We start from the raw sequence: 24,593 nt of genomic DNA, 5'->3' as shown, positions 1-24,593 counted from the left end.
TCACCGCCGCGGGCAGAGACCGGCGGGTGCGGTGCAGGGTTCCGACGAACCGTTGGCCAGCCATAGGATGGCCTGATTGATCGTCACCACCAGCTCGGGCGACAGCACCGACGACCCACTGTCGGCGATGGGCTGGGACGCCTGCTGCGGCAGTGGCAGGCACCCGTCCAGCTCGATGCCGTCGCACGGCTGAGACGAGCCCGCGTTCAGCAGCTGGGCGAACGGGAAGTCCTCGGTCGACCCGACCGCGCCGGCGATCTCGGCGCCCGAGCCCCGGTGGCTCGGCTGCGCGTCGGCCGTGGCCGGACCCGCCGCGGCGGTCAGGAACGCGGCGAGAATGCTCGCACTCACCAGAACTCGCTTCATCGTGTTCTCCTCATCGACGGCCTCGGCAGCCGCTCGGCGAGAACGTTAAGCGGACCGACAAGGTGGTGGCAGCCGCCAATTCCGGTGGCAATGGATCAGTCGGTCAGCGCCACCGCGCCGAAGATTTCCGGCTCGCCCTGCAGGACGACGCGGAAGACGACGTCGCGGCGCGACCAGTAGGCGGCGCAGTCGCGCATGGCCGCGTCGAACCAGGTGCGCTCGGTGGGGTCGTCGGCGAGCAGTTCGGCGGCGGTCCGCACCACCACGACGTAGCCGGGCGCGTCACCGACGAAATCGTCCAGGTCGCGCAGGCATTCGTCGAAGGCGTCCTTGTTCGCGCCGAAGTAGTACGGGAACTGGAAGGCCGCGGCGAACTCGTCGAAGAGTTCGGCGGTGGTGCGCATCTTGGGTCCGCGCAGTTCGCGGACGCGGTAGTCGGCCGGCGCGTCGTAGCGGACGCCGCTGAACTGGTTGGCGTCCACCGGCAGAGCGCCGAGCACCGGCGGCGCGGCGGCCACGGCGGGCGCCTCCGCGCTGGGACGAGCAAGGAACCGCGACAGCGTCATTCGCGTCGTCATCAGCGCATCCTCGTGAAGGTCTCGTAGTGGTCGCCGGTGTACCAGGCGGTGCCGTCGCTGCCGGTGACGATGCGCTCGGCATCGCGAGACCGGTTGCGCTGTTTGGGATTGACGTCCCACTCCTGGTAGGTCACGGCTTTGCCCGCCGAATCCTTCGGCGGCAGTTTGGTTCCCCGGTTCATCCACTGCTCGCCGCCCTTGGTGCCGGGCGCGTTCGCCGAATCCGGCCAGCGTCCGGCATCGATCTCCACGAGCGTGGCGTAGGCGCGATCGGGCACGCCCGCCGCCTTGGTGACCGGGGCCGCGCTGGAATTCCCGGCGGGCGGGCCCGGCTTCGGCGCGGCCTTGGTGGTGGTGACCCCGGCGACCGCGCGGGTGGTGGTCGCCGCGGTGGTGTCCTCGCCGCCGCGCCCGGTGAGCAGCGTGAAGCCCACCGCGAGCACGATCAGCACGAGTCCGCCGAGCAGACCGAGCGTCTTGCGCGAGAGATTCATCGGTACTGCACCGTCACGGGAGCGTGGTCGGACCAGCGCTGGTCGTAGGCATCGGCGCGTTCGACGACGGCCTGCTTGGCGCGTCCGGGCAGTTCACCCAGGGCCAGCTGGTAATCGATGCGCCAGCCCGAGTCGTTGTCGAAGGCGCGGCCACGGTAGGACCACCAGCTGTAGGGGCCCGCGACGTCGGGGTGCAGGGCCCGCACCACGTCGACGTAGCCGGCCGCCAGCAGTTCGGCGATCCAGGCGCGTTCCTCCGGCAGGAACCCCGCCGACTTCTGGTTGCCCTTCCAGTTCTTCAGGTCGACCTCGGCGGGCGCGATGTTCCAGTCACCGCTGACCACGAACTCGCCGGTCCGCGTCTTCAGGTAGGCGCCGAACTCGGCCATGAACCGGTACTTCTCGTCCTGCTTGGGGGTGTTCTCCTCCCCCGAGTGCACGTACACGCTGGCCACGGTGACCTCGTCGAAGTCCGCCTCGATGTAGCGCCCGGACTCGGCGAACTCGCTGCTGCCGAAGCCGATCCGCACCGCGTCGGGGGTCCGGCGCGACAGGATGCCGACTCCGGCGCGCCCCTTCGACTCCGGTTCGGCGTGCGAGAGCACCCAGCCCGCCTCGAGCGCGGGCGCCAGCGCGGCGGCGACCTGGGCATCGGTCGCCCTGGTCTCCTGCAAGCACACGATGTCGGCTTCGGTCGCGTCGAGCCAGGGCAACATGCCCTTGGTCGCCGCGGCGCGCACGCCGTTGACGTTCACGGTTGAAAGGATGAGAGCCACCGGACGACCGTACAATGACAGGTCAGGAATGCTCCCCCGGACACTGTCGTCCAGGAAGGGGTGATTGACGATGACGTCACGCACCGCCAAGTCCACTGCCCGGCCGTCGCCTGTCGCGGCGCTGCACCTCGGGTCCGGTGATCCGGTCCTGCTGTTGCACGGGTTCATGTTGTCGCCGCACTGCTGGGAGCAGGTGGCGCGGCGGATGTCGGCCCACTGCGAGGTGTACGCACCCGCGTTCGCCGGGCACTGGGGTGGGCCGAAGGTCGAGGGCTGGTCCCTGGATGTGTACGCGCTGGCCGATCAGATCGAGGATCAGCTCGACGAGCTGGGCTGGCAGAGCTGTCACATCGCGGGCAACTCGCTGGGCGCCTGGGTCGGGCTGGAGTTGACGCGGCGCGGGCGGGCGCTCACGCTCACCGCGATCGCGCCGGCGGGCGGCTGGGATTCGCCCTCGTTCACTCAGGTGCGAATCGGCGCCAAGTTCGCCTCGCTGGTCCCGTTCGTCGAGGTCGGCAAGCGGATCAGTGGCCTGGTGATCAACAACCCGCTGGTCCAGCAGGTCGCCGCGCTGATGCTGAGCAAGCACACCAGCGCGGTGGCCAAGCGCGACCTCGCCACGATCATCGCGGCCGTCCTGCACTGCGACGCGATCGTGCCGATGCTGCTCGGCAGCCTGCGCGCGCCCGCGATGGACGACCTGAGCGAGCTGTCCGCCCCGGTCCGCATGCTGCTCGCCGAGTACGACCGGATCATCCCCAACCATGTCTACGCCACCCGCTACCTGCGCGAACTCCCCGAATCCGCGGATCGCATCCTGGTCAACGGCGTGGGTCACGTGCCGATGCTGGAGGCGCCGGACCGGATCGCCACCCTCATCGCCGAGCACATCTACGCCAGCCGCGGTCACCTGCGCGCGGTCTGAGCACGCGAGAACCCGGCCGCGCGAGGCGCTCTCGCGGCCGGGTTCGCCGATCGCTACTTGCCGAGCAGACCCTTGGCGATGTGGGTCACCTGGATCTCGTTGCTGCCCGCGTAGATCATCAGCGACTTCGCGTCACGCGCGAGCTGCTCCACCCGGTACTCGCTCATATAGCCGTTGCCGCCGAACAGCTGCACCGCCTCCATCGCGACCTCGGTGGCCGCCTCCGAGCAGTAGAGCTTCATCGCCGACGCTTCGGCCAGGCTCGGCGGCTTGCCCGCCTTGCCCCGCTCGAGCACGTTGAACACCATGTTCTGGACATTGATCCGGGCCACCTCCATCTTGGCCAGCTTGAGCTGGATCAGCTGGAACTTCCCGATCTCCTGCCCCCACAGCGTGCGGGTGCGCGCGTAGTCGACGCACAGCCGGTGACACTCCTCGATGATGCCCAGCGCCATGAAGCCGACGCCGACCCGCTCGGCGGTGAAACTGGCTCTGGCGCTCTCGCGTCCGTCGCCACCGCGATGCTCCTCGGTCTCGCCGAGCAGCCGGTCGCGGCCGAGCCGGACATTGTCGAAGAACAGTTCACCGGTCGGTGAGGAGTGCAGGCCCATCTTCTTGAACGGCTTGCCCTGGGTGAGCCCCGGCATGCCCTTGTCCAGCACGAAGGTCAGCACCTTGCGGTGGCGCTTGTCGGCGCCGTCGCCCTCGTCGAGCTTGGCGTAGACGATCATCACGTCGGCGCACGGGCCATTGGTGATGAAGGTCTTCTGGCCGTTGAGGATGTAGTCGTCGCCGTCGCGCTCGACGCGAGTCTTCATGCCGCCGAAGGCATCCGAGCCGGAGTCGGGTTCGGTGATCGCCCACGACGCCACCTTGCGCAGGGTGACGATGTCGGCGAGCCAGCGTTGCTTCTGCGCGAGAGTGCCCCGCGACATGATGGTGGTGGCGCCCAGCCCGATGCTGACACCCAGCGCCGACACCAAACCCATACAGACGCCGGACAGTTCGCTGATCAGCACCGCCATCATCGACTGCTGCCCGGCGAACGGCGACCCACCGCCGCCGCCGGACTTCTCGCCGGGACCGGCCGCCTCCTTGGCCAGCATCTTGGTGACGGCGTCCTCGCCCATCGCGTCGATCCCGAACTGGCTGAACAGTTTCCGCAGGATCGGGTACGGCAGCATCTCACCGCTGTCGAGGGCGTCCAGATGCGGACGGACTTCCTTGTCGATGAAGGTCCGCACGGCATCGCGGATCATCAGATCGGTTTCGGACCATTCGAACATCGTCGTTCTCCCGCCGCTCAGGGCAGCCGCACGGCGATGTCGTCGATCGCCCACGGCCCTTCGGTCTCGATGGTCTTCACATCGTGCCAGCCGGCCAGCTCGGAGATGGCACCTCCCTGCACGGCGAACACCTTGCCGGTGATCGGGCACTTGTCCGAGGCCAGGTAGGCGACCAGCGGCGAGATATTGGCCGGGCTGAACGCGTCGAACCCGCCGGACTCCTCGGCCGCGGCGGCCTCGGCGGCGAACATCGCGCCCATGCCGGGGGTGGCCAGGGTGAGCCGGGTGCGCGCGATCGGCGCGATCGCGTTGACCCGCACCCCGTAGCGGCCCAGTTCCTCGGCGGCGACCTGGGTGAGCGCCGCGATGCCCGCCTTGGCGGCGCCGTAGTTGGCCTGGCCCGCGTTCGGCAGGGTGACTCCCGAGGCCGACGCGGTGTTCACGACCGCGGCGTTGGGCTGGTTGCCCGCCTTGCTCTGCGCCTTCCAGTAGGCGGCGGCGTGGTGCAGCACGGCGGCATGGCCCTTGAGGTGCACGGCGATCACCGCGTCCCACTGCGCCTCGTCCATGGCGGCGACGAAGACGTCACGCAGGATGCCCGCGTTGTTGACGACGATGTCGAGCCCGCCGAGCTCACCGACCGCCTGGGCGATCAGGTTCTGCGCGCCGTCCCAGGTCGCGATGTCGTCGGTATTGGCGACGGCGATGCCGCCCGCCGCGACGATCTCGTCGACCACCTGCTGCGCCGGGCCGGAATCGGCGCCCTCACCGGCATTGCTGCCGCCGAGATCGTTGACCACGACCTTCGCGCCTTCGCGCGCGAACAACAGCGCGTGCTCACGGCCGATGCCGCGACCCGCGCCGGTGATCACGGCGACCTTGCCTGCCAGGGAACTCATGGATGACTCCTGTGTGTGATGAAGGGTTCAGTCGGCGATCTCGGCGAGGCCGTCGCTGAGGACGACGTCCGCGCCGCGCACCGTCTCGAAGGCATAGGTGGTGACGCCGTCCGCGCTGGTGACAGGCCAGATCCGGGTCTGCAGATCGTCGCCGGGGAAGACGAGCTTGGCGAAACGCACCGCGAAGCGCCGCAGCCGATGCACGTCCGAGCCCGCCGTCGCGGTGAGCACGCCCCACGACGCCATCGCCATGGTGCACAGCCCGTGCGCGATGATCCCGGGCAGTCCGGCGTCCTTGGCGACCTGCTCGTCCAGATGCAGCGGCATCGGATCGCCCGAGGCGGGCGAGTAGCGGAAGGTCTGGTCGTCGTCGACGTGGTGCTCGACAACCGCGAACGGCGCGCTCGCGCGTCGACTTTCGTCGAAGCGATGCGCAGGCGCCTGCTCCCCGACCGACTTGCCCGCGTCGATACCGCGGAAGAAGGCGGTGAGGTACTGCTCGTTGACCAGTTCGCCTGCCGTGTCCCGGCATTCGACCAGGATGGTGGCGGTCGTGCCGGTCGACTTGCTGGTGTAGCCGACCGCCTTGGCCCGCGAGACCAGCTGCTCACCAGGGCGGATCGGCCGGTGGAAGTGGAAGTCCTGCTCGCCGTGCACGACCCGGCCGAAGATGTCCATCGGCGCCACGTCGAGGATCGGCATCATCATGGCCTCGAACACCGGGACGATGGCGAAGACCGGGGGCGCGACGCTGCCGTCGCGATGGGTCCGGATCGGGTCGTTGGTCGCGGCGGCGTAGTCGGCGATCCGCTCCGCGGTGACGGCGAATTCCTCGGCGTCGCTCCATTTTTCCAGGCCGGCGTCGTCGAATTCGACGATGCGGCCGCCCGCTGCATGTGCTGTCATCCCCGCGCCCCTACGCCGAGGCCAGCGCGTCGAGCTGGTCGAGGGATTTGTCGAGCTGGGTGCGGCCGTCCTTCTCCACCGCCTTGCCCAGCGCGCCCTTGATCAGGGCGCCCTCGAAGTCACCCGAGACCAGGATGGTGCTGCCGGAGCCCGCGGGCTGGATGTCGAAGGTGAATTCGGTGCGGACACCGGCCATTCCGGCACCGGCCAGGGTCAGCCGGTTCGGCACCTCGACCGCCCGGACAGTCCATTCGATCTTGTTGGCCATGCCGAGCATCACGATCTTGGCGACCAGTGCGGCGCCCTCGGCCAGCACGGCGGGCGGTTCCTCCATGAACTTCTCGTGGATGGTGAACCACTTGTCCCAGGTCTTCGGGGCGGAGACGACCGCCCACAGCGCCTCCGGAGTGGCCGTGACGGTCTTGGTGGCTTCGATGTGTCCCATTGCGGTTCTCCTCGTGCTGGTCAGCGCACCGCGCGCTGGTAGGCGGTGACCACGGCGGCGCCGCCGAGGCCGATGTTGTGCTGGAGCGCGGCGGTGACGTTGTCGACCTGGCGCTTGTCGGCGGTGCCGCGCAGCTGCCAGGTGAGCTCGGAGCACTGGGCCAGGCCCGTCGCGCCGAGCGGATGCCCCTTGGAGATCAGGCCGCCCGACGGGTTCACCACCCACTTGCCGCCGTAGGTGGTCTGGCCCGCGTCGATCAGCTTCCCGGCCTCGCCCTCGCCGCAGAGGCCGAGCGCCTCGTAGAGCAGCAGCTCGTTGGCGGAGAAGCAGTCGTGCAGCTCGATCACCTGGAAGTCGTCGGCGCCCAGGCCCGCCTGCTCGTAGACCTTGCGCGCGGCAGCGACATTCATGTCGTAGCCGATGAGGTTCTTGGCGGTGCCGTCGAAGGTGGAGGCGAAGTCGGTGGTCATCGCCTGCCCGACGATCTCGATCGCCTGCTCCGCGAGATCGTGCCGGTCCACGAACGCCTCGCTCGCCAGGATCGCCGCGCCGGAACCGTCCGAGGTCGGCGAGCACTGCAGCTTGGTGAGCGGGTCGTAGATCATTCGCGAGCCCAGGATGTCGTCGAGCGAATACTCGTCCTGGAACTGCGAATACGGGTTGTTCACCGAGTGCTTGTGGTTCTTGTGACCGATCTTGGCGAAGTGCTCGGCGGTGGTGCCGTAGCGCTTCATGTGCTCACGACCGGCCGCGCCGAACATCCACGGCGCCACCGGGAACAGCACCTCGGAGATCTCCGCCAGGGCCAGCACGTGCTTGGCCATCGGCTGTTCGCGATCGTCCCAGGTGGAACCGAGCGAACCGGGCTGCATCTTCTCGAAGCCCAGCGCCAGCGTGCACTCGGCCAGCCCGCCCCGGATCGCCTGCGCCGCCAGGTACAGCGCGGTGGAGCCGGTCGAGCAGTTGTTGTTGACATTGACCACCGGTATGCCGGTCATCCCGAGCTCATAGACGGCGCGCTGCCCGGAGGTGGACTCGCCGTAGACGTAGCCCACATAGGCCTGCTCGACCTCGCGGTAGTCGATGCCGGCGTCGGCCAGGGCCTTGGTGCCCGACTCCCGCGCCATGTCCGGATAGTCCCAGGCCCGGGTGGTCCCGTCGGCCTCCTCGACCTGCTTGCGGCCCGGCTTCTCGAACTTCGTCATCCCTACGCCGACCACATAGACCTTGTTCGTCATCGAACTCCCATCCTCAGGCTCCGCACAAACATACAACCCTGCATGTATCTTCACAACGCTTTTCGTGACCCCAGTCACCATCGGGCCGCGTAACAGCGGCGTAACGGTTCGGAAAATTGGCGTCTACATCCATCGAGCACCGTCGGTGAGCCGCCGAATTCGACGGCCGCGTGGATGAGGGAGAGAGGGAAATGGCCGGAGCAGACACCGCTGCCAAAGAAACACTCGAGGACTACACGCTGCGTTTCGCCCCGCGGAGCTACCGGAAATGGAGCCCGGCGGTGGTCGGCATCTCCGCGCTCGGCGGCATCGCCTATCTCGCCGATTTCGCGATCGGCGCGAATATCGGCATCGCGCACGGCACCGGAAACGCGCTGATCGGCATCGGTATCTTCGCCGTCGTGGTGATGCTGACCGGATTTCCGCTCGCCTATTACGCGGCGCGCTACAACATCGATCTGGATTTGATCACGCGCGGTAGCGGATTCGGCTACTACGGCTCGGTGATCACCAATATCGTGTTCGCGTCGTTCACGTTCATCTTCTTCGCGCTGGAAGGTTCGATCATGGCCCAGGGCCTGGAATTGGGCCTCGGAATTCCGCTCTGGATGGGCTATCTGGCTTCGACGGTGATCATCTTCCCGCTGGTCATCTACGGCATGAACACCCTGGCCAAGTTGCAGGTGTGGACCACTCCCCTGTGGCTGCTGCTGATGGTCGCGCCGTTCGGCTTCCTGCTGGTGCGCCACCCCGATTCGGTGGGCTCGTTCTTCGCCTACGGCGGCGAGAACGGCGGCGGCGTGAGTGTGTCGGGCGCGCTGCTGGCCGCCGGCGTGTGTCTGTCGCTGATCGCCCAGATCGCCGAGCAGATCGACTACCTGCGGTTCATGCCGCCGCGCACGCCGGACAACCGCGCCAAGTGGTGGGGCTGGATGCTGCTGGCCGGTCCGGGCTGGGTGCTCTTCGGCGCGGCCAAGCAGGTCGTCGGCCTGTTCCTCGCGGTCTACCTGATCGCCAATCTGCCCGCCGCGCAGGGCATCGCGAACCAGCCGGTGCACCAGTTCCTGGAGATCTACCGCGATATGGTGCCGGGCTGGCTGGCCATGACGCTGGCCGTGGTGCTGGTGGTCATCAGCCAGATCAAGATCAACGTCACCAACGCCTACTCCGGCTCGCTGGCCTGGACCAACTCCTACACCCGCGTCACCAAGACCTATCCCGGTCGCCTGGTGTTCCTGGTGGTCAACCTCGGGGTGGCGCTGGTGCTGATGGAAGCGAACATGTTCGACTTCCTCAACAACATCCTGGGCTTCTACGCCAACTGCGGCATCGCCTGGATCGTCACCGTGGCCACCGACATCGCGGTGAACAAGTACCTGCTGAAGATCTCGCCGAAGGTGCCGGAGTTCCGGCGCGGCATGCTCTACGACTTCAACCCGGTCGGCCTGGTCGGCTTCGGCCTGTCGGCGGTGCTGTCGATCATGACCTTCTTCGGGCTCTTCGGTGAGCTGCTGAAGCCGTACTCGCCGCTGGTCGCGGTGCTGGTGGCCTTCGTCGCGACCCCGCTCACCGCGATCGCCACCAAGGGCAAGTACTACCTGCGCCGCGCCGACGACGGCATCGAGTTGCCGATGTTCGACGAGCACGGCAACCCGTCGGGCGACCTGCTGTCCTGCCACGTCACCGGCATGGAGTTCGAGCGACCGGACATGATCGCCTCGGCGGTCCCCGGCCCCGAGGGCGAGATCCAGTACATCAGCTCGCTGGCGCTGTCCACCGACCGTGAGGGCAAGCACCTGCTGCCCCGCCAGCACTGACCCACCCACGACGGCCGTGCCAGACGACCATCTTTCGCCGGCACGGCCGTCGTCGTGGTCAGAGGAGTTTGCGAACCAGGGGTAGGGGCAGGGTGCGCAGAGCGAAGGCGAGGGGGATCCAGGGCCAGTCGGGGACGTAGGCCTTGGCGCGGCGCTTCTCGATGGCGGCGACCATGGCACGGACGCCGGTTTCGGTGTCCACCATGAACTTCGGCTCGTGCTTGATCCGGTCGTTCATCTCCGAGCGGATGTAGCCGGGGTAGATCACCGAGACATCCACGCCGGGAACGGCTTCGGCGCGCAGGCCCTCGGCCAGCGCCGCGACGCCCGCCTTGGTGGCGGCGTAGGTGGTCAGCGTCTTGGGCATGCCGCGCAGGCCGGAGATCGAGGAGATCATCACCAGGTGACCGCGACCCTGCGCGCGGAAGATCTCCATCGCGGCCTCGGTCTGGGCCAGGGCGGCGAGGAAGTTCACGACGGCGGTCTCGCGGTTGGCGGCGTGCTTGCCGGTGCCCAGGGGCGCGCCCTTGCCGAGTCCGGCGTTCACCACGACTCGGTCGAGGGTGCCGAACTCGGCGGCGAACTCGGCGAAGACGGCGAACACGGCGGCGTCATCGGTGACGTCCAGCTGTTTCACCGAGACGACGCGATCGGGATGCGCCGCGAGGATCTCCGCGCGCAGCTCGTCGAGCCGTTCGGTGCGCCGGGCGCACAGGCCCAGGTCGTAGCCGAGAGCGGCGAACTGACGGGCCATCTCCGCGCCGAGGCCGGAGCTGGCGCCGGTGATCACGATGGTGCCCCGGCTCACGCTGTCACGTCCGGTGCCGGTGCCCGTCGGGGCTCGATCTGCGATTCCATGTGCCCACGCTAGCCATCCGCCGCCGCCGACGGAACCGATCACCGCCGACGGGCGTCCGTGACGTTCCGGTGTCGAGCGCACCCGACCTACCCCGCGCCGACCGAGATCCCCCCACCGCCCTGCCCCGCGGTCGCCCGCGACCCCGGGATCGACTTCAGGGTGAACCGGCGGCGTTCACGGCAGCCGCTGCGGCACGCAGGTCCACCATGGCCCGGCGCCAACGACGGTGCGCGCGTTCGGGGTCGGGGACGACGAAATTGGCGACGAGGATGCCGCGCAGCGCGTCCATCGCGGTGTAGGCGAAGTCGCGGGCGCCCTTGCGGCGCAGATCATCCGGAACCAGCTCGGCCACCGCCCGCAGGACCGCGGTGTTGACCAGCGGTTCGACCTCTTCCATCGCGGCGGCCAGCACCGGATCGGTCCGGCCCGCCACCCACAGTTCCACCGTGGCGATGAACAGTGGTCCCTGATGCAGTTCCCACAGGAACTCGAGCGCGGCGCCGACCGGATCGTCACCGACCGGGACCTGGGTCATCTCGGTCATCGCCGCCGCCACCCGCCGCTCGGCCAGATGCTTGACGGCGGCGACCACCAGGTCGTGCTTGGACCCGAAGTGGTGCACCTGCGCGCCGCGAGTGACCCCCGCCCGCTCGGCGACTCGCGGCGTCGTCGTGCCCGCGTACCCGTACTCGACCAGGCAGTCGATGGTCGCGTCGAGCAGCCGGACACGCATCTCACTGCTGCGCTGCTCCTGGGTCCGCCGCTGCGGTTTGTCGGCTGCGGTGCTGGTCATCGGCCGATCCTACCGCTTACATACAGACCTGTTGGTAAGCGGTAGGTCCGTCAGGTCACCGCACCGCGACCAGCCGCGCGGAGTTCGCGGCTTCGTCGTCGCCCGCCTCGTTGGCGGCCAGCTCGGCGTGGACCCGGTCGTAGTAGCGGTTGATCTCGGCGTTGACCGTGTCGTCGTCCCAGCCCAGCAGCGGCGCGATCAGCCGGGCGATCTCCGGTGCGGCGGCCAGCCCACGGTCGGGGACCTCGATGGAGATGCGGGTGCGGCGGGTGAGCAGATCGTCCAGATGAAGCGCACCCTCGTGGGTGACCGCGTAGACGGCCTCGGCGGCCAGGTAGTCGGGTGCGCCCGGAATCGGCTGACGCAGCGTGGCATCGGCGGCGATCAGATCGAAGATGTCGGTGGCCAGCGCGCCGTAGCGGCCGAGCAGGTGCTCGACGACCTCGAGCGGCAGACCCACTGTGGCGGCCAGTTCGGCGGACTCGGCCAGCATGTCGCGATAGCCCTGCGCGCCGACGATCGGCAGCTGCGCGGTCGTCGAGGCCGGGATGTCACCGCCGAGGCGCGCGGCGACGGCGTCGACCACGTCGGCGGCCATCACCCGGTAGGTGGTGTACTTGCCGCCCGCGATCACGAACAGCCCGGGCACGGGCTCGGCCACGGCGTGCTCGCGCGAGAGCTTGGCCGTCTCCTTCGACGCGCCGGTCATCAGCGGACGCAGCCCGGCGTAGGTGCCGACGATGTCGGCTCTGGTCAGCGGCTCGCGCAGCAGCGCGTTGACATGGTCGAGGATGTACTGCACGTCGGCGGCGGTGGCGGTGGGATGGTTCTTGTCCAGCTCCCACGCGGTGTCGGTGGTGCCGATGATCCAGTGCTCGGCCCACGGGATCACGAACAGCACGGACTTCTCGGTGCGCATGATCAGGCCGGTGTGCAGGTCGAGCCGGTCACGCGGGACCAGGATGTGCACGCCCTTGGACATCCGCACGTGGAACGGGAAGTCGACGCCGGTCATCTTGATCATGTCGTCGGTCCAGACACCGGTCGCGCTGATCACGCTGCGGGCCCGGATGGTGTGGGCGACACCGGTTTCCAGGTCGACGACGTGCGCGCCGACGACCCGCGCCCCGTCCCGCACGAGCCCGGTGACCTTGGTGCGGGTCAGCACGGTCGCGCCGTGGTCGGCGGCGGTCCTGGCGATCATCATGGTGTGCCTGGCGTCGTCGACCTGGGCGTCGTAGTAGCGAATCGCGCCGGTCATCGCGTCCGAACGCAACGCGGGCGCGAGTTCCAGTGCGCCGGAACGGGTCAGGTGCTTGTGCATGGGGACGGCGCGCGCGCCGCCGAGGGTGTCGTAGAGGGCGACGCCGGCGCCGATGTAGGCGCGCTCCCACACCCGGTGCTGGAGCGGGAACAGGAACGGCACGGGGTGCACCAGGTGCGGCGCGAGCGTGTTCAGCAGCAGCCCACGCTCTTTGAGCGCCTCCCGGACCAGCGCGAAGTCCAGCTGCTCCAGGTAGCGCAGGCCGCCATGGATGAGCTTGGACGACCGGCTCGAGGTACCGGCGGCGAAATCGCGGGCCTCGACCAGAGTGACCGAGAGACCGCGCGCGGCGGCGTCGAGCGCGGCGCCGGCACCGGTCACGCCGCCGCCGATCACCAGCACGTCGATCTCGCGGTCGCCGAGCGCCGCGATCGCCTTGTCGCGGTAGAGGGAGTCCAGGGGAACGGACACGGTGTGCTCCTTGTCGAGGTGATCGGTCATCAGTCGAGTTCGGCCCAGTCGAGGGTGCGTTCGACGGCCTTGAGCCAGCGGCCGTACCCGCGTTCGCGTTGCTCGTCGGACCAGGCGGGGAACCAGCGGAGGTCTTCGTGCCAGTTCGCGAGCAGTTCGTCGGTGGAGTTCCAGACCCCGACCGCCAGGCCTGCCGCGTAGGCGGCGCCCAGGGCGGTGGTCTCGGCGACGACCGGCCGCGAGACCGGGACGCCGAGCAGATCGGCCTGGATCTGCATGGCCAGCTTGTTCACGGTCACGCCGCCGTCGACCCGCAGCGTCGCCAGCCGCACCCCGGAATCACGCTGCATCGCCTCGACCACGTCGCGGGTCTGATAGGCGATGGATTCCAGTGTCGCCCTGGCCAAGTGGGCGTTGTTGCTGTAGCGCGAGAGGCCGACGACGGCGCCGCGCGCGTCGGGTCGCCAGTACGGCGCGAACAACCCGGAGAACGCGGGCACGAAGTACACCCCGCCCGCGTCGTCGACCTGGCCGGCCAGGTCCTCGATCTGCGCGGCGCCCGCGATGATGCCGAGCTGGTCGCGCAGCCACTGCACGGCCGAGCCGGTGACCGCGATCGAACCTTCCAGCGCGTAGACGGGCTTGTCGTCGCCGAACTGGTAGGCGACGGTGGTCAGCAGGCCGTGTGCCGAGCGCACGATGTCGGTGCCGGTGTTGAGCATCAGGAAGTTGCCGGTGCCGTAGGTGTTCTTGGCCTCGCCCGGCTGGAAACACACCTGACCGACGCCGGCGGCCTGCTGGTCGCCGAGGACCCCGGCGATCGGGACCGCGCGCTCGAACGGCCCGTCGGGGTTGGTGGTGCCGAAACCGGCCGGGTTCGACGAGGGCGCGATGGCGGGCAGCATGGCGCGCGGGATGTCGAAGACGCGCAGCAGCTCGTCGTCCCAGCGCAGGGTCTCGAGATCCATCAGCATGGTGCGCGAGGCGTTGGTCGGATCGGTGACGTGCACGCCGCCGCGGATGCCACCGGTGAGGTTCCAGATCAGCCAGGTGTCGAGCGTGCCGAACAGGGCGTCACCGCGTTCGGCGTCGGCGCGCACGCCCTCGATGTTGTCGAGGATCCAGCGCAGCTTGCCGCCCGAGAAGTACGGCGCGGGCGGCAGACCGGTGCGCTCGCGGATCAGATCGCTGTGCCCGGCGGCCTCGAGCGCGGTGATGATCCGATCGGTGCGGGTGTCCTGCCAGACGATCGCGTTGTAGTACGGGCGGCCGGTGTGGCGGTTCCACACGACGGTGGTCTCGCGCTGGTTGGTGACGCCGATCGCGGCCAGATCGGCGGCGGTGAGGTCGGCCGAGGCGAGCGCGGTCTTCACGACGGTGCGGGTGCGTTCCCAGATCTCGTCGGGATTGTGTTCGACCCAGCCGGGCCGCGGCATGATCTGCTCGTGTTCGAGCTGATGCCGGGCGACGACCGTGCCACCGCGGTCGAAAACCATGAAACGCGTCGAGGTCGTGCCCTGGTCGATCGCGCCCACATACCGATTCATCGTGGTCCTTTCGAGCGGGCTCACCGTCGAGCCCGGCACCCACGCTAGGAACGGCCCGGCCCCGCCGCCACGGCCGCCGTTCGACAATGCCGAACGCTCGGGCTGATAGGTTCGGGCGGTGCCGGGTCCGATCCAGTCGATCGAGCGAGCCGCCGCCGTGCTGCGGCTGCTCGCGCGCGGGTCGGGGCCGATGGCGGTGGGCGAGATCGCCGCCGCGCTCGACCTGGCCAAACCCACCGCGCACGGGATTCTGCGGACGCTGCTCGGGGTGGGCTTCGTCGACCAGGACCCGGCGACGGGGCGGTATCTGCTCGGGCCCGCGCTGGGCGAGCTCGGCACCGACCACCTCGATGTCAACGAACTGCGCTCACGCGCGATCCACCGGGCCGACGCGCTCGCCTCGCGGACCGGCGAGTCGGTGCGGATGGCGGTGGCGCGACCGTCGGGGGTGACGGTGGTGCACCACGTGTTCCGGCCCGACAACACCGAGCAGGTGCTCGCCGTCGGCGAGGTGCTGCCCGCGCACGCCACCGCGCTGGGCAAGGTGCTGCTCGCCTACGACGCGGCATCGAACCCCGCTGCGCTGCAGTCCTTCACGCGCCGCACTATCGTCGACCCGACCGCACTGGACCGCGCGATCGCGCAAGTGCGGCGCACCGGCTGGGCCGGCGAGGTCGAGGAGTATCGCTCCGGCGAGGCGGGCATCGCCGCGCCGATCCGCGCCAGAGGAGGACTGGTGGTCGCCGCCATCGGCATCTCGGGACCGACCGATCGGCTGTGCGACAACCGATTACAGATCCGGCCCGCCGCCGTGGAGCAGGTGCGCGCCGCCGCGCAGGCCGTGCACCGCGATCTCGGAGCGGCGCGATGATCCGGGCCACCCAGCCGCGCCCCGCACGACCGCGGCGCCGCGTGACGAACGGGAGAATCCGGTGACGCCCCGGTATGTCCTCGCCCTGGATCAGGGCACCACCTCCACCCGCTGCATCGTGTTCGATCGTCACGCCAGGCTGGCCGGCCTGGCCCAGCGGACCCACCGCCAGCGCTATCCGCGCTCGGGCTGGGTCGAGCAGGACGCGCTGGAGATCTGGCGCACGGTCGAGCGGATCGTGCCCGCGGCGCTGCGCGATGCCGGGATCACCGTCGAGCAGGTGGCCGCCATCGGGATCGCCAACCAGCGCGAGACCACCGTGGTGTGGGATCGCGCGACCGGGGTGCCGGTGCGGCCTGCCATCGTCTGGCAGGACATCCGTACCGAGGAACTCGTCGAGCGGTTCCGGGAAACGCCGGGCGCGCACCGGATCACGGAGCTGAGCGGGTTGCCGCTGGCGACCTATTTCGCCGCACCCCGGCTGCGCTGGCTGCTCGACCACGTCGACGGGCTGCGGGCCCGCGCCGAACGCGGCGAGGTGCTGTTCGGGACCATGGAGTCCTGGCTGATCTGGAATCTCACCGGCGCGCACGTCACCGATGTCACCAACGCGGGCCGCACCCTGCTGATGAATCTGGCCACCCGGCAGTGGGACGAGGAACTGCTGCGGTTCTTCGACATTCCGCGCGCGATGCTCCCCCGGATCGAGCCGTCCACCGGCGATTTCGGGATCGCGCGCACGGTCGCCCCCGGCGTCCGGATCGGCGCGGCCCTCGGCGACCAGCACGCCGCGCTCTTCGGCCAGACCTGCTTCGCTCCCGGCGAGACCGAATGCACCTACGGCACCGGTGGATTCCTGATGATGAACACCGGCACCGACCTGATCCGATCCGAACACGGACTGCTCACCACCATCGGCTACCAGGTGGGTCCCGACCCGGTGTACGCGCTGGAGGGCCCCATCGCGGTCACCGGGTCGCTGGTGCAGTGGTTGCGCGACATCGTCGGTCTGATCGCCACCGCACCCGAGATCGAGACCCTGGCGAGCACCGTCGACGACAACGGCGGCTGCTATCTGGTCCCCGCCTTCTCCGGGCTCTACGCACCGCATTGGCGCAGCGATGCCAGGGGCTTGCTGATCGGGCTCACCTCCTACGTCACCAAGGGGCACCTGGCGCGGGCGGTGCTGGAGGCCACCGCCTGGCAGACCCGCGATGTGGTCGAGGCGATGAACGCCGATGCCGGATTGCGGGCCCGATCGCTGCGGGTCGCGGGCGGGATGGCCGCGAACAATCTGCTCATGCAGATCATCGCCGACGTGCTCGGCGTCGCGGTGATGCGTCCGCTGGTGACCGAGACGGTCTCGCTCGGCGCGGCCTACGCGGCCGGCCTGGCCGTGGGGTACTGGCCGGATCTGCAAGGGCTGCGGAGCAATTGGCGGGTGGCGGCGCAATGGGTGCCCCAGGCCGACCGCGCCGTCCGCGACGAGGAGTACGAGCGGTGGCAGCGGGCGGTGCAGCTCAGCGTCGGCTGGGCGCGGCCTGCGGGCGCCGCCGGTAGCTCACAAACTTGACCGATCGTTCCTGAAAGGACCGAACTCAGCCCAGGATCGACGCGGCCACCCGGCCCGCGTCGCGCAGGCGGGTGGCGGAATTGGGCGCGCGTTCGAGCACCCAGACGCCCTGGAAGAAGACGAGCAGGAAGCGGGCCATGGCGCGGGTATCGGCGTCGGGCGGCAGTTCTTCCTGCGCGCGGGCGCGCGAGAGGGCGGAGAACAGCGCCGTCTCCGTACGGGCCCAGCTGGATTCGACCAGCCGCGCGACCTCGGCGTCGCGCGCGGCGAGCTCGACCGCGGCGGTCGTCACCAGGCAACCGAGGAATCTGTCCGCCGCGCAGGACTCGGTCACGAACCGATCGATCAGCCCTCTGATCGCGGGCAGCGCCGGGCCGGGCCGGGCCAATTCCGCGGTGATCCGCGCGTCGACGATCTCCAGGTGCCGTTGCAGCGCCTGCATGAACAGTTCGTGCTTGCTGCCGAAGGTCGCGTAGATACAGCCCCTGGCGATCCCGAGATGCTCGATCAGATCCGCGATCGACGTGGTCTCGTAGCCGCGCTGCCAGAACAGATCCAGCGCGCGGTCCAGCACCACGTCGGGGTCGAATTCTTTGGTACGCGCCACTTTCCGAGCATACCAACGCCTATTGCGACCGATCGGTCACGTATGCAACACTTCGAGCCGCCCTTCACGGTCACACAGTTGAACAAAGGATTCACCATGGCGTTCACCAAGCTGCTCGGCGCAGGCATCGCGGCGCTGGCTTTCGGAGCGGTCCTCGCCGCGGGTCCGGCCACGGCCGCTCCGCTGACCCCCGCCCCCGTCGTCGCCCCCGGCGAACCCGCCCCGGGCGGTGCGTCCACGGGTAGTGCCTTCCTCGACGAGTTCGGCTCGTTCCTGCGCCAGCTGCAGTGCGGCTCGGCGTACTCCTGCAACCCGCCCGCCTAGCCGCGGCGGTCCGTCGCGCACTCGCCGCCGGGGCGGTCGGCGAGTGCGCGGTCACCTCAGCCCAGCGCCGCGAGCGCGTCCACCTCGAACAGCATGCCCGGCAGGGCCAGCGCGGCGACCCCGAGCAGGGTCTGCGCGGGCGGCCGGTCACCCCAGATCTCGGCGATCTTGGCGCCGAGCACCGTCAGCTTCTCCACATCGTGGTCGACGACGAACGTGCGCAACTGCGCGACATCGGCGTAGTCCGCCCCCGCCGACCGCAGCGCGACGCCCAGATTCGCGAACGCCCGATCCACCTGCTCGCCGAAATCGGTACTGGTCGTGTGCCCTTCGGCATCGGAGTCGTACTGCCCCGCGATGACGACCAGTTCGCCCGTCACCCGCGCGACGTGGCTGTACCCGAACCCGGTCGGATCGTGCAGTTCGGACGGGTTGCTGATCACTACTGACATGACACCTCTCCTGTTGCCGATGGTCCTGCGCAGAGGAGACGACGCGGCGCGCCCGAGTGTGACATTTCCGGGCGTTCAGCCGGTGGATCGGGCGCGGGCAGGGGTCGGTGCACAGGTTGTCGCGTTGCAGCGGGCTCGGTGCCCGACCGGCCTCCGTGCTTGTAGGGTTCGGTGAGCAAACCGGGGAGGACTCCTGCATGGCACAGCTTCGGCATCGGATCGACGAAATGACCGATGACTCGGGATATCTCGGTCTTGTCGACCCACACGCGTACACGTCGTTCGTGGGCGAAGACTGGACCTTGGAGCTACTGTTCGAGCGCGTCGAATCGCAGATCCGGCAGCGGACGATGCTGCTCTGGGGAACCGGCGGCGAGGAGCAATGGCAAATCGACCTCTCGGACTCGCCGGTAGATCCGCGGCTGCCGATCATCAGGCAGATCGCCGGCCCCATCACCGTGACGGGCGGTGAGCTGGTCGTCGCCAATTTGGACACGGTCACCATGGCCGCCCAGTTCGCCGACTCCGCCGTGGACGACGACAAGGAGATCTACGGGTCCAGCGTCGAACTCCCGAACGGCGACTACATCTGCACCATCAGTCAGCTCACCGATCCCGAGCGGGACCGGACACATGACGGCCCCGACTTCCACCTCCAGCTGCTGGCTGGACGAATCCCGCCATGGTCCGCAGTCGCATGGTCCGAGCTGTGACGCTCCGGCGGAACGCACGACAGCGGGGTCAGCCGGCGGTGTCCGGCGCGCGGCGCCGGGCGGCCCAGACGGTGACGGTGAACAGGCCGACGCCGAGGATCGCCAGGAGGGCGCCGACGGCGGCGGGGGCGGTGTAGCCGAGACCGGCGGCGATGACCAGCCCGCCCAGCCAGGCGCCCGCCGCGTTGGCGATGTTGAGGGCGGCGTGGTTGAGGGCGGCGGCGAGGGTCTGGGCGTCGGCGGCGACGTCCATCAGGCGGGTTTGCAGGCCGGGGGCCAGGGCGGCGCCGGACGCGCCGACCAGGAACGCGCCGATCGAGGCGGTGATCGGGTTGTGCGCGGCCGCAACGAAGCCGGCCAGGATGATCACCATCGCGATCATGCCGACGAGGATCGAGCGGTCCACGCCCCGGTCGGCCAGGATGCCGCCGAGGACGTTGCCCGTGATCATGCCGAGGCCGAACAGGGCCAGCACGATCGGGACCGCGCCGATCGGCATGCCCGCGACGTCGGTCATGGTGGTGGCGATGTAGGTGTAGACGGCGAACATGCCGCCGAAGCCGATCGCGCCCACGGCCAGGGTGAGCAGCACCTGCGGGCGGCGCAGCGCGCCGAGTTCGGTCATCGGGTTGGTGATCTTCATACCGCTCAGGCTCGGCACGAACCGCCACAGCGCCGCTACCGTCGCGACCCCGATCACCGCGACCACGACATAGGCGTCCCGCCAGCCCAGATGCTGGCCCAGCCAGGTCGCGCCCGGCACCCCGATCACATTCGCCACGCTCAGCCCCAGCATCACCGCGGCCACCGCCTTGGCCCGCTGCCCGACCGGGGCGAGCGTAGCCGCGGCCAGCGAGGCGACACCGAAGTAGGCGCCGTGCGGCAGACCGGAGACGAACCGGGCCGCCACCAGCGTGCCGAAGGTCGGGGCCAGCACCGTCGCGGCATTGCCGACGGTGAACGCGGCCATCAACGCGATGAGCAGTTTCTTGCGCGGCACCCGGGCGCACAGCGCGGCGATCAGCGGCGCGCCGACGACGACGCCCAGCGCGTACGCCGACACCGCGTGCCCGGCCGTCGGCTCGGAGATGTCGAAGTCGGCCGCGATATCGGGCAGCAGACCCATCGTCACGAACTCGGTGGTGCCGATGCCGAACCCTCCCAGCGCCAGCGCGAGCATCGCCGGGACATGCCAGTTCGTGCGTGGCGTCTCGACGAGACCGGAGGCGGAGAGGGAAGAAGTCACGCCTCCATGCAACGGGCCCCGCTTCCCGATCGCTACCCGGGGCGAGGGTGAGTTATCCCACCCCGATGCCCGGCGACGAGAAAGGCGCCCGCATCGGGTCCGATGCGGGCGCCTTGCCCAGCGGTGCGGGTGCCGCGGTTCGACGCGGCGCCCCAGCTCTATCTCACTTCAGGGCGCGAGCGAGGTTCACGTCCAGCGCACCCAGGAACTCCTCGGTGCTCAGGTAGCCCTGGTCGCCGCCGACGAGCAGCGCCAGGTCCTTGGTCATCTGCCCGCCTTCGACCGTCTTGATGACGACGTCCTCGAGCGCCTGCGCGAAGCCGATCACCTCGGGGGTGTTGTCCAGCTTGCCCCGGTGCTCCAGGCCACGGGTCCAGGCGAAGATCGACGCGATCGGGTTGGTCGAGGTCGGCTTGCCCTGCTGGTGCTGGCGGTAGTGCCGGGTGACGGTGCCGTGCGCGGCCTCGGCCTCACAGGTCTTGCCGTCCGGGGTGAGCAGCACCGAGGTCATCAGGCCCAGCGAGCCGAAGCCCTGCGCCACGGTGTCGGACTGCACGTCGCCGTCGTAGTTCTTGCAGGCCCAGACGTAGCCGCCCTCCCACTTCATGGAGGAGGCGACCATGTCGTCGATCAGGCGGTGCTCGTAGGTCAGGCCCGCCGCGTCGAACTCGGCCTTGAACTCGGCGTCGAAGACTTCCTGGAAGGTGTCCTTGAACATGCCGTCGTAGGCCTTGAGGATGGTGTTCTTCGTGGAGAGGTACACCGGGTAGTTCTGCTGCAGGCCGTAGTTGAACGAGGCCCGCGCGAAGTCCTCGATGGACTTCTTGAAGTTGTACATGCCCATGACGACGCCGCCGTCCTCGGGCATCTTCACGACCTCGTGCACGATCGGCTCGCTGCCGTCCTCCGGGGTGAAGGTCAGCGTGACGGTGCCCGCCTCGTAGACCTTGAAGTCGGTGGCGCGGTACTGGTCGCCGAACGCGTGGCGGCCGATGATGATCGGCTTGGTCCAGCCGGGCACCAGGCGGGGCACGTTGGAGATGATGATCGGCGCGCGGAAGATGGTGCCACCCAGAATGTTACGGATGGTGCCGTTGGGCGAGCGCCACATCTTCTTGAGGCCGAACTCCTTCACCCGCGCTTCGTCGGGGGTGATGGTGGCGCACTTCACGCCGACGCCGTACTTCTTGATGGCGTTCGCGGCATCGACGGTGACCTGGTCGTCTGTCTTGTCGCGGTACTCGATGCCGAGGTCGTAGTACTCGAGGTTCACGTCGAGATACGGGTGGATCAGCTTGTCCTTGATGAACTGCCAGATGATCCGGGTCATCTCGTCGCCGTCGAGTTCTACGACGGTACCTTCAACCTTGATCTTGGACATGGATCTTCGTGTCCTCCTAGGATGGTGCCCTCATTGCACGGCCAGGCGAACACGCTTGTGAGCGGACCCCAGCTGTTCCAACAGACAACGTATATGCCCCGCGTTGTCTGCGGGACGTGTGGTGCAAACAAGACGAGCGTACTGCTGCCCCCTACCTCACCGCGATGGGAGGGCCCGCTGTGCGGGACTCCGCCGGCGCAGCGGACGGCAAACGGGTCGCAAGTGACCGAGGGCACTGTCGGGTCATGACCGACATACGCTCGACACCCAACCTACTCGGCATGCGCCTGGCCCATCGCGCGATGCTGGCCGATACCGCCCGGTTCGCCGCTCTGACCGGGGAGCTCGCCGCCACCCGGATACCGTGTCCGCCGCGGCGGGCCCGCGCGATCGCCGACTATCTCGGCCTGCTGTGCGACTCCATCCACCATCACCACCGCGTCGAGGACGAGGTGCTCTGGCCGACGCTGACCGCCGCCGCGGGCGACGCGGTGGAACTCAGGGAGCTCAGCGACGACCATGCCCAGCTCGACCCGGCGCTGGCCCAGATCAGGACGACCTGTGCCGAGCTGGTCGCCCGCCGCCCGGGTGCCGCCGCCGACCTGGCCGAGCGGCTGACCCGGCTGCACACCGTGCTCGACGAGCACATCGCCGACGAGGAGCGCACGGTCTTCCCGATCATCACCGAGTACCTGACCACCGCGCAGTGGGAGCGGGTCGAGGCGGCGGCCCGCGGCGGCGCGGTGATGAGTTTCGAACTGCCGCGCATGGTCGCGGTCTGCGCGCCGACGGAACTCGCCGAACTGAGGGCCGAGGGTGGACTGCCGGTGCGGGTGATGCTGACGGTGTTCGGTATCGGATACCGCCGTCGGGAGCGTGTGCTGGCCGGTGGGTGAACCCGTGGCGGCGGGCTACGCGGTCGCCGACGGCCCGCCCGCGGTGGTGCCGAGATCGTCGAGTGCGGCCAGTTCGGTCGCGATGGCGGCGAGCACGTCCTCGGCCGCGGCGCGGTGCGCGGTCGCGGCGGCGTGGTCACCCAGCCGGTCGGCCAGTTCGGCGAGGACGGTGTCGACCGGGCCGAAGGCGACCGACCCGGAGTCCATTCCCGCGATGGTGCCTGCCCTCGGCAGCAGATCCTGATAGAGCTGCCGGGCCGCCTCGATCGTGCCGATCCGGGTGACCACCCTGGCCTCGAACACCGACATCGCGCACCAGTAGTAATCGCGCAGCACCGGGATGCCCGCGTCGAGCACCGCGGCCGCCCGCTCGGTCTCGCCCGCGTCGAGCAGGGCCAGCATGTACGCGGACCTGAGCGCGTGCGGCGCGGCCGCGTTCAGCGCGGCGAAACCCTCCAGGCCGGGCGCGAGGTCGCCCAGCGCCCAGCCGGTCATCATCTCGGCGAGCAGGACCAGTTCGGCGCCGTTGGCGTGACCTGCCGCGATCATCTTTGCGCTGAGGTCGGCATCGATGGCCTCGGCGGTCGCGAAGTCGCCGCGCAGCGCGGCGAGCACAGCCAGGTGCGCGGTGGACACGACCAGCAGCGGGCCGAGCTGGCCGCCCTCGGCGCAGTCGAGTGCCATGGCGATCTCGGCTCGCGCGGCGACGAGCCGGCCCGCGCCCGAGGCGACGAGGAAGCGCAGGAAATGCGCGACCGCCTGGTACTCCGGCAGCCCCGCCTCGGTCGACACGCGCAGCAGTTCGTCGGCCAGGGCGCCGCGCTCCGGCCACAGGTCGGGGCCGAGCGCGACGAAGGCCCTGGCATTGAGTGCGGCGCACAACAATTCGGGATCACCGAGCTCGCGCGCCGTGCGCAAGGCCTCAGCGGAGCAGGCGAAGGCGTGCGGGTTGTCGAAGCCGACGACTTCGAAGGCGGTGCTGACGAGCAGCCGGATCCGCAGGTCCGGCGCTGTCGTGCGCGCCGACGCGGCGGCCAGCTCCGCCCACATGCCGGGGTCGGGCAGGCCGCGCTCTCGACTGGTCCAGATGGTGGGGGCACGCCAGCAGGTGAGGACGGCGACGACGGGATCGGTGGCGATGATCCGGGCATCGTCGCCGCGCGCGGCAGCGGTGTTCGGCATGAGGGCGCGCGCCGTTGCCAGAGCTTCGACGCGCAGGATGCGGGCCTGTTCGTCGTTGCCGCCGTAGGCGAGGGCGTTGATCAGCGCGCAGGTGGTCGACAGGGCCGCCAGGCGGTCGGCGCGCGGTGCCGTGGCGTCGACGTGTCCTGCGCTGGTGTGCAATTCGAGGGCGGAGCGCCACAGTGGCTCGGCGTCCTGGTGGGCGCGACGGGCGGTGCGGCGGCGGGCGGCGGCGAGGACGTAGCGCAGCGCGCGGGTGGCGTTCGCGGTGCCTGCCCCGGCGATGGCGTGGTGGGCCATGGCGTCGAGGTCGACGGTGCCGGTAGCGGATTCGAGGTCCGCCGTGGACGCGCCGGTGCGGCGTTCGAGGAGTTCCAGGGCCGACCAGTGCAGGCGGGCGCGGCGCAGGGTGGGGATGTCGCCGTAGACGGCGTCGCGGATCAGGGCGTGGGCGAAGGTGATCCGATCGGTGTCCGCGATGCGGACCAGTCCGGCGACGGTCACCGTGTCGACCAGGTCGATCAGCGTGTCCTCCGGTTCGGCGGTCAGCTCGAGCAGGGTGTCGAAGTCGATGTCGTCGCCCCAGACGGCGGCCAGGCGCAGGGCGCGGGCCGCGCCCGCGGGCAGCCGGGCGATCCGGCGGCCGAGGACGTCGCGGACGCCGTCCGGCACGGCGTGCAGGTC

The 24,593-nt window shown here is 69.4% G+C and carries 24 protein-coding genes and 1 pseudogene; 7 read left to right on the top strand and 18 right to left on the bottom strand.

The genetic code is table 11. From position 1 onward, the window contains the following. From ATM97_RS09915 to ATM97_RS09900, 4 genes are all read right to left on the bottom strand, one after another. Nucleotides 1-366, bottom strand: coding sequence for a hypothetical protein (locus ATM97_RS09915; RefSeq protein ID WP_218717668.1), 366 nt, complete (start codon nucleotides 364-366; stop codon nucleotides 1-3). Nucleotides 367-461: 95 nt separating this feature from the next. Continuing rightward, the gene (locus ATM97_RS09910) at nucleotides 462-944 is read right to left on the bottom strand and encodes a barstar family protein (RefSeq protein WP_218717667.1); all 483 of its coding nucleotides are present in this window, start codon (nucleotides 942-944) and stop codon (nucleotides 462-464) included. Further along, nucleotides 944-1,438 carry a ribonuclease domain-containing protein gene (locus ATM97_RS09905; protein ID WP_218717666.1) on the bottom strand — a complete coding sequence of 165 codons (495 nt, stop codon included), beginning with the start codon at nucleotides 1,436-1,438 and terminating at the stop codon, nucleotides 944-946. The genes ATM97_RS09910 and ATM97_RS09905 overlap by 1 nt, the downstream gene beginning before the upstream one ends. Next, entirely contained in the window at nucleotides 1,435-2,214 is a 780-nt protein-coding gene (locus ATM97_RS09900) for an exodeoxyribonuclease III (protein WP_218717665.1), read from the bottom strand. Before ATM97_RS09900 ends, ATM97_RS09905 begins: the two co-directional genes overlap by 4 nt. A gap of 70 nt (nucleotides 2,215-2,284) precedes the next feature. On the opposite strand from ATM97_RS09900, the gene ATM97_RS09895 reads away from it, so the two are divergent. Beyond that, nucleotides 2,285-3,139 (top strand): alpha/beta fold hydrolase, encoded by an 855-nt coding sequence (locus ATM97_RS09895; RefSeq protein WP_218717664.1) that lies wholly within the window; start codon nucleotides 2,285-2,287, stop codon nucleotides 3,137-3,139. A 53-nt stretch (nucleotides 3,140-3,192) separates the two neighbouring features. Here ATM97_RS09895 and ATM97_RS09890 read toward each other — a convergent pair whose 3' ends face one another. Genes ATM97_RS09890 through ATM97_RS09870 form a run of 5 tightly spaced genes read right to left on the bottom strand, consistent with a single transcriptional unit; the run spans nucleotide 3,193 to nucleotide 7,913 of the window. Then, the gene (locus ATM97_RS09890; RefSeq protein WP_218717663.1) at nucleotides 3,193-4,425 is read right to left on the bottom strand and encodes an acyl-CoA dehydrogenase family protein; all 1,233 of its coding nucleotides are present in this window, start codon (nucleotides 4,423-4,425) and stop codon (nucleotides 3,193-3,195) included. Between the two features lie 17 nt (nucleotides 4,426-4,442). Then, nucleotides 4,443-5,324, bottom strand: a complete 882-nt coding sequence (locus ATM97_RS09885) for an SDR family oxidoreductase (protein WP_218717662.1) — start codon at nucleotides 5,322-5,324, stop codon at nucleotides 4,443-4,445. Between the two features lie 27 nt (nucleotides 5,325-5,351). Further along, the gene (locus tag ATM97_RS09880) at nucleotides 5,352-6,230 is read right to left on the bottom strand and encodes a MaoC/PaaZ C-terminal domain-containing protein (RefSeq protein ID WP_218717661.1); all 879 of its coding nucleotides are present in this window, start codon (nucleotides 6,228-6,230) and stop codon (nucleotides 5,352-5,354) included. 10 nt (nucleotides 6,231-6,240) lie between these two features. Further along, on the bottom strand, nucleotides 6,241-6,675 hold the full coding sequence (locus ATM97_RS09875; RefSeq protein ID WP_218717660.1) for an SRPBCC family protein: 435 nt from the start codon (nucleotides 6,673-6,675) through the stop codon (nucleotides 6,241-6,243). Between the two features lie 20 nt (nucleotides 6,676-6,695). Further along, the gene (locus tag ATM97_RS09870; protein ID WP_218717659.1) at nucleotides 6,696-7,913 is read right to left on the bottom strand and encodes a lipid-transfer protein; all 1,218 of its coding nucleotides are present in this window, start codon (nucleotides 7,911-7,913) and stop codon (nucleotides 6,696-6,698) included. Nucleotides 7,914-8,104: 191 nt separating this feature from the next. Between ATM97_RS09870 and ATM97_RS09865 the strand changes: the two genes are divergently transcribed. Then, a complete protein-coding gene (locus tag ATM97_RS09865) occupies nucleotides 8,105-9,730 on the top strand; it encodes a cytosine permease (RefSeq protein ID WP_218717658.1) in 1,626 nt (541 codons plus the stop codon). 58 nt (nucleotides 9,731-9,788) lie between these two features. Here ATM97_RS09865 and ATM97_RS09860 read toward each other — a convergent pair whose 3' ends face one another. From ATM97_RS09860 to glpK (ATM97_RS09845), 4 genes are all read right to left on the bottom strand, one after another. Beyond that, a complete protein-coding gene (locus ATM97_RS09860) occupies nucleotides 9,789-10,538 on the bottom strand; it encodes an SDR family oxidoreductase (protein ID WP_218717657.1) in 750 nt (249 codons plus the stop codon). Between the two features lie 205 nt (nucleotides 10,539-10,743). Then, on the bottom strand, nucleotides 10,744-11,382 hold the full coding sequence (locus ATM97_RS09855) for a TetR/AcrR family transcriptional regulator (protein WP_218717656.1): 639 nt from the start codon (nucleotides 11,380-11,382) through the stop codon (nucleotides 10,744-10,746). 55 nt (nucleotides 11,383-11,437) lie between these two features. After that, nucleotides 11,438-13,147, bottom strand: a complete 1,710-nt coding sequence (locus ATM97_RS09850; protein ID WP_255587491.1) for a glycerol-3-phosphate dehydrogenase/oxidase — start codon at nucleotides 13,145-13,147, stop codon at nucleotides 11,438-11,440. Next, entirely contained in the window at nucleotides 13,147-14,664 is a 1,518-nt protein-coding gene (gene glpK, locus ATM97_RS09845) for a glycerol kinase GlpK (RefSeq protein WP_218717654.1), read from the bottom strand. Before glpK (ATM97_RS09845) ends, ATM97_RS09850 begins: the two co-directional genes overlap by 1 nt. Before the next feature lie 118 nt (nucleotides 14,665-14,782). On the opposite strand from glpK (ATM97_RS09845), the gene ATM97_RS34865 reads away from it, so the two are divergent. Both ATM97_RS34865 and glpK (ATM97_RS09835) read left to right on the top strand, forming a co-directional pair. After that, nucleotides 14,783-15,535: an IclR family transcriptional regulator gene (locus tag ATM97_RS34865; protein ID WP_218717653.1), complete on the top strand. Its 753-nt coding sequence runs from the start codon at nucleotides 14,783-14,785 to the stop codon at nucleotides 15,533-15,535. A 61-nt stretch (nucleotides 15,536-15,596) separates the two neighbouring features. Then, on the top strand, nucleotides 15,597-17,108 hold the full coding sequence (gene glpK, locus ATM97_RS09835) for a glycerol kinase GlpK (RefSeq protein ID WP_218717652.1): 1,512 nt from the start codon (nucleotides 15,597-15,599) through the stop codon (nucleotides 17,106-17,108). Between the two features lie 25 nt (nucleotides 17,109-17,133). Here the strand turns inward: glpK (ATM97_RS09835) and ATM97_RS09830 are convergent, their stop codons facing one another. Further along, nucleotides 17,134-17,715, bottom strand: a complete 582-nt coding sequence (locus ATM97_RS09830; RefSeq protein ID WP_218717651.1) for a TetR/AcrR family transcriptional regulator — start codon at nucleotides 17,713-17,715, stop codon at nucleotides 17,134-17,136. 96 nt (nucleotides 17,716-17,811) lie between these two features. Here ATM97_RS09830 and ATM97_RS09825 point away from each other — a divergent pair, with 96 nt between their 5' ends. Continuing rightward, entirely contained in the window at nucleotides 17,812-18,039 is a 228-nt protein-coding gene (locus ATM97_RS09825; RefSeq protein WP_218717650.1) for a hypothetical protein, read from the top strand. A 56-nt stretch (nucleotides 18,040-18,095) separates the two neighbouring features. Here the strand turns inward: ATM97_RS09825 and ATM97_RS09820 are convergent, their stop codons facing one another. Continuing rightward, nucleotides 18,096-18,491, bottom strand: a complete 396-nt coding sequence (locus tag ATM97_RS09820) for a RidA family protein (RefSeq protein WP_218717649.1) — start codon at nucleotides 18,489-18,491, stop codon at nucleotides 18,096-18,098. Between the two features lie 197 nt (nucleotides 18,492-18,688). Between ATM97_RS09820 and ATM97_RS09815 the strand changes: the two genes are divergently transcribed. Beyond that, nucleotides 18,689-19,204, top strand: coding sequence for a hypothetical protein (locus ATM97_RS09815; RefSeq protein WP_218717648.1), 516 nt, complete (start codon nucleotides 18,689-18,691; stop codon nucleotides 19,202-19,204). Nucleotides 19,205-19,232: 28 nt separating this feature from the next. On the opposite strand, the gene ATM97_RS09810 is transcribed toward ATM97_RS09815, so the two are convergent. Then, the gene (locus tag ATM97_RS09810) at nucleotides 19,233-20,450 is read right to left on the bottom strand and encodes an MFS transporter (protein ID WP_374104845.1); all 1,218 of its coding nucleotides are present in this window, start codon (nucleotides 20,448-20,450) and stop codon (nucleotides 19,233-19,235) included. A gap of 163 nt (nucleotides 20,451-20,613) precedes the next feature. Further along, the gene (locus ATM97_RS09805; RefSeq protein WP_218717647.1) at nucleotides 20,614-21,831 is read right to left on the bottom strand and encodes an NADP-dependent isocitrate dehydrogenase; all 1,218 of its coding nucleotides are present in this window, start codon (nucleotides 21,829-21,831) and stop codon (nucleotides 20,614-20,616) included. Nucleotides 21,832-22,076: 245 nt separating this feature from the next. Between ATM97_RS09805 and ATM97_RS09800 the strand changes: the two genes are divergently transcribed. Then, entirely contained in the window at nucleotides 22,077-22,727 is a 651-nt protein-coding gene (locus tag ATM97_RS09800) for a hemerythrin domain-containing protein (protein WP_218717646.1), read from the top strand. Nucleotides 22,728-22,742: 15 nt separating this feature from the next. Here the strand turns inward: ATM97_RS09800 and ATM97_RS09795 are convergent. Beyond that, nucleotides 22,743-24,593, bottom strand: a pseudogene (locus tag ATM97_RS09795) (hypothetical protein); the annotation flags it as partial.

This window comes from Nocardia sp. MH4 (assembly GCF_019266065.1).
In the GTDB taxonomy this organism is placed as follows: Bacteria; Actinomycetota; Actinomycetes; order Mycobacteriales; family Mycobacteriaceae; genus Nocardia; species Nocardia canadensis.
This window is presented reverse-complemented; position numbering and strand designations above follow the sequence as displayed.

Excerpts from the sequence above, each read along its gene's own strand:
- ATM97_RS09915 (WP_218717668.1), bottom strand. The coding sequence starts at position 366 with ATGAAGCGAGTTCTGGTGAGTGCGAGCATTCTCGCCGCGTTCCTGACC.
- ATM97_RS09910 (WP_218717667.1), bottom strand. The coding sequence starts at position 944 with ATGACGACGCGAATGACGCTGTCGCGGTTCCTTGCTCGTCCCAGCGCG.
- ATM97_RS09905 (WP_218717666.1), bottom strand. The coding sequence starts at position 1,438 with ATGAATCTCTCGCGCAAGACGCTCGGTCTGCTCGGCGGACTCGTGCTG.
- ATM97_RS09895 (WP_218717664.1), top strand. The coding sequence starts at position 2,285 with ATGACGTCACGCACCGCCAAGTCCACTGCCCGGCCGTCGCCTGTCGCG.
- ATM97_RS09890 (WP_218717663.1), bottom strand. The coding sequence starts at position 4,425 with ATGTTCGAATGGTCCGAAACCGATCTGATGATCCGCGATGCCGTGCGG.
- ATM97_RS09885 (WP_218717662.1), bottom strand. The coding sequence starts at position 5,324 with ATGAGTTCCCTGGCAGGCAAGGTCGCCGTGATCACCGGCGCGGGTCGC.
- ATM97_RS09880 (WP_218717661.1), bottom strand. The coding sequence starts at position 6,230 with ATGACAGCACATGCAGCGGGCGGCCGCATCGTCGAATTCGACGACGCC.
- ATM97_RS09875 (WP_218717660.1), bottom strand. The coding sequence starts at position 6,675 with ATGGGACACATCGAAGCCACCAAGACCGTCACGGCCACTCCGGAGGCG.
- ATM97_RS09870 (WP_218717659.1), bottom strand. The coding sequence starts at position 7,913 with ATGACGAACAAGGTCTATGTGGTCGGCGTAGGGATGACGAAGTTCGAG.
- ATM97_RS09865 (WP_218717658.1), top strand. The coding sequence starts at position 8,105 with ATGGCCGGAGCAGACACCGCTGCCAAAGAAACACTCGAGGACTACACG.
- ATM97_RS09855 (WP_218717656.1), bottom strand. The coding sequence starts at position 11,382 with ATGACCAGCACCGCAGCCGACAAACCGCAGCGGCGGACCCAGGAGCAG.
- ATM97_RS09850 (WP_255587491.1), bottom strand. The coding sequence starts at position 13,147 with ATGACCGATCACCTCGACAAGGAGCACACCGTGTCCGTTCCCCTGGAC.
- glpK (WP_218717654.1), bottom strand. The coding sequence starts at position 14,664 with ATGAATCGGTATGTGGGCGCGATCGACCAGGGCACGACCTCGACGCGT.
- ATM97_RS09825 (WP_218717650.1), top strand. The coding sequence starts at position 17,812 with ATGGCGTTCACCAAGCTGCTCGGCGCAGGCATCGCGGCGCTGGCTTTC.
- ATM97_RS09820 (WP_218717649.1), bottom strand. The coding sequence starts at position 18,491 with ATGTCAGTAGTGATCAGCAACCCGTCCGAACTGCACGATCCGACCGGG.
- ATM97_RS09815 (WP_218717648.1), top strand. The coding sequence starts at position 18,689 with ATGGCACAGCTTCGGCATCGGATCGACGAAATGACCGATGACTCGGGA.
- ATM97_RS09805 (WP_218717647.1), bottom strand. The coding sequence starts at position 21,831 with ATGTCCAAGATCAAGGTTGAAGGTACCGTCGTAGAACTCGACGGCGAC.
- ATM97_RS09800 (WP_218717646.1), top strand. The coding sequence starts at position 22,077 with ATGACCGACATACGCTCGACACCCAACCTACTCGGCATGCGCCTGGCC.